A 3,144-nucleotide genomic window follows, 5' to 3' on the forward strand; every position below is an offset into this window, starting at 1 on the left:
TATGAGTGTCCAAGATTTGGGGGCCAGTTCAAACTGATTTTTCGGTTTTCAGACGACCTTTTTGTAAAGTGTTCCCGTTCAGCGGCTGAACGCTGGATACACGGCAGCAAGTAACAGATATAGTGGATTAACTTTAAACCAGTACGGCTTTGCCTCGCCTTGTCCTGATTTAAATTTAATCCACTATAAAAAGGATTGGGGCAGGGTAATGCCAACCAGTTTATTGAAAAGAGTGCGGGATGGCGATGAAGATTAAAGCGGTTGATTCGTTGTTTTTTGCCATCATCCACACTAAAAAAGGTCGTCTGAAAACATACTTTCAGACGACCTTTTCAAGTTTGGCTTCCGTATCTGTCAAACAATCCGATCGGATACAGCCGCGTCAATCAATAACGGCCCGGAACGGTTCCCATACGCTGTTTCAGCGAGGTTTGCGGCTCATTGAACAGAGATGCGTAGAAGGTCGCGTTGGTCATGACTTTTTTGACGTAGTCGCGCGTTTCGGTGAAGGGGATGGTTTCGGCGTAAATCGCGCCTTCTAGAGGCATAGAAGCCTGCCAGTTGCGGGCGCGGCCGGGGCCGGCGTTGTAGCCTGCGGTTGCCATCACTTCGTTGTTTTGCAGGCGGCGTTTGGCATCTGCCATATACCATGTACCCATGCGGATGTTGCCGTCCATGGTGTAGAGTTCGCTGCTGCTCATGCCGATTTTGCCGGCGATTTCGCGGGCGGTGGCAGGCATAACCTGCATCAGGCCTTGCGCGCCGACGCTAGATTGCGCGCCCATGACGAAACGGCTTTCTTGACGGATCAGGCCGTAAACCCAAGCGGGGTCGATGCCTGCTTGCGAGGCGTAGCGGACGGTGGTCTCTTTAAACGGAGAGAGGTAGCGCAGGTTGTAGTTGAGTTTGCGCTCGGTCCGGTCGGCGCTGTTGATCGCCATGTCGTAGAACTGGTTTTCAAAGGCGACTTGCGCGGCAGTCAGGAGGTTGTCCTCGTTGAAGTCGCGGGTGGCGAAACGCCATTCTGCCTGCGCCTGACGGCGCATTTTGGCATCGTTGCTGCTTTGGCTGTTTTTAAACAGAACCAGCGCGCGTTTGATGGCGCCGTCGTCTGCCATGCGGCGGACGTCTTTTTTATCGGCGTCGGAAACGTTGTTTTTGGTATTGACGCGGCGGCCGAGTTCTTCGCCTGCTAAGACGGCGTAGAAATTGCGTCCGCTTGCGGCGGCTTTTTCGTACATTTCTTTAGCACGGCTTTGGTTGCCTTGTGCGGCGTAGCTGCGGCCCAGCCAGTATTGCCAAGTCGGGTCTTTTTGCAGGTTGTCGGGCATTTGTTGGATGATGCCGGACAATTCGTTCCAGCGTTGCAGGCGCAGGGCGGCGCGGGCGTACCATTCAAACTGCTCGTCGGTCAGTTGTTTGCGGTCGGAAACGCGGTTGTAGTAGCTCAACGCGGTCTGCATGTTTTGATTTTGCGCTTGGTAGAGTCCCAATACGCCCCATGCGAAGCTACTTTGTTCTCGGCTTAAGCCGGATTCCATGCCGGACAGCGTGGAGGCTGCGGAGGAGGATTTGCGCGCGTCTTTGCCGATGACGTTCAAAAGGCTGTATTCGCGCGCACCTTGCGAGCCGCCCTCAAACGGGCTGCCCAAGGCGGCTGCCAAGCTGCGTGCGTCGCTGGTTTGGCTGTTGCTCAACAATCCGCGTACGCGGCGCCATGCGTCGTTGTTGTTCAGACGACCTGCCGCTGCCGCGCTTTCGACCAAGCGGGTACAGCCTGCGGGCAGCTTGTTCGTAACGCGCACAAGCTCTGCCGCCATGTTGTAGCTGCCGCTGCTCAGTTCGGCATAACATTGCACTTCTTGCACCCGACCCGCCGCATTCAGCTTTTTGTTTTCTTGGCGGAACACATCCCATTGTCCGCGCGCGCCGAGGCTTTTGAGCCATTCGTTGCGGACGGTTTCAGCCATCGCGCTGTCGCCCGCCTGCGCCAAGAATTGTTGCACCCACATATCGTCGCCGCGTTTGGCAGCGTCCAGCGCGCCTTGATATTGACCGTAATCGGACAATACTTTGGATTCGCCTTCCGCGCGGCGGGCGGGGATGGAGGCGGGTTCGGTCAGGGAAGAGGCAGGCTCTTTGGATGAGGTGTCGTTTTCAGAGACGCACGCCGACAAAACGGCTGCGGCAATCAGGCTGAGCGAGAGGGAAAATATGCGTTGTGCGTTCATTACTTGCCGTATCTTTATTAGAATCAATTAGAACCGTATTTTAAACGATTTGGTGGCATTATCCGAATCTGAAACCGATATTTACATTAACCGCGTAATCAGGGACAACAAAAAGGTCGTCTGAAAAGCGGAATGGCTGTTTCAGACGACCTTTGAGGCATGGGCAAAGTTTACATGCAGCCTTCGTTTTGCAGCAGGGTAAACAGGGGAACGCCGTTTTCGCGGATTTTGCTGCCGCCGATCAAGTCCGTAAATTCCAAAATCGCCGCCGCTTCAACGACTTCACCGCCGAGTTTGCGGATTAATTCCACGCCTGCGAGCATGGTGCCGCCGGTTGCGACCAGGTCATCGACCAGCAGCACGCGCGCGCCGGGTTTGACCGCGTCTTTGTGGATTTCGACTGTCGCTTCGCCGTATTCCAGCGCGTAGCTTTGCGAAATCGTATCAAAAGGCAGCTTGCCCTTTTTGCGGATGGGGACGAAGCCGACGTTCAATTGATACGCCAACGCCGCGCCGATGATGAAGCCGCGTGCGTCCAAGCCAGCCACGACATCGATTTTCTGACCCATATATCGGTAAACCAGCAAGTCCACCAAAAGGCGGAAATATTCCGCGCTTTGAAGCACCGGTGTAATGTCGTGAAATAAAATGCCTTTTTGCGGCCAGTTTTCGATTTTGCGGATTTTGTCCGCCAATGCGGCGACGTCCATCGCCTCAGGATGAACCAACATTTTGCGTGTTCCCAAATGAAAAGTTTTTAACGCGATATTGTAGCCGTCAGACCGTCGGTTGCCAAATCCATCGGGGCGGTTTAACCATTCCCCGAAGCATTCATGACATGGCGTACGACACGGTAATGCGGCTCAATTGTTTTTAAGATGAATATAGTGGATTAACTTTAAACCAGTACGGC

At 54.1% G+C, this 3,144-nt stretch carries 2 protein-coding genes and 1 pseudogene; all 3 read right to left on the reverse strand.

Going from position 1 to position 3,144, the window contains the following annotated elements:
• A pseudogene (locus tag HMPREF3277_RS15185) lies at positions 1 to 290 on the reverse strand (hypothetical protein); the annotation flags it as partial.
• Positions 291 to 386: 96 nt separating this feature from the next.
• Entirely contained in the window at positions 387 to 2,231 is a 1,845-nt protein-coding gene (locus tag HMPREF3277_RS03520) for a lytic transglycosylase domain-containing protein (RefSeq protein ID WP_070870059.1), read from the reverse strand.
• A gap of 170 nt (positions 2,232 to 2,401) precedes the next feature.
• Positions 2,402 to 2,962: an adenine phosphoribosyltransferase gene (locus HMPREF3277_RS03525; protein WP_039409281.1), complete on the reverse strand. Its 561-nt coding sequence runs from the start codon at positions 2,960 to 2,962 to the stop codon at positions 2,402 to 2,404.
• Positions 2,963 to 3,144 lie beyond the last annotated feature (182 nt).

Source organism: Neisseria sp. HMSC70E02, assembly GCF_001838645.1.
Classification (GTDB): Bacteria; Pseudomonadota; Gammaproteobacteria; order Burkholderiales; family Neisseriaceae; genus Neisseria; species Neisseria macacae.

Excerpts from the sequence above, each read along its gene's own strand:
- HMPREF3277_RS03520 (WP_070870059.1), bottom strand. The coding sequence starts at position 2,231 with ATGAACGCACAACGCATATTTTCCCTCTCGCTCAGCCTGATTGCCGCA.
- HMPREF3277_RS03525 (WP_039409281.1), bottom strand. The coding sequence starts at position 2,962 with ATGTTGGTTCATCCTGAGGCGATGGACGTCGCCGCATTGGCGGACAAA.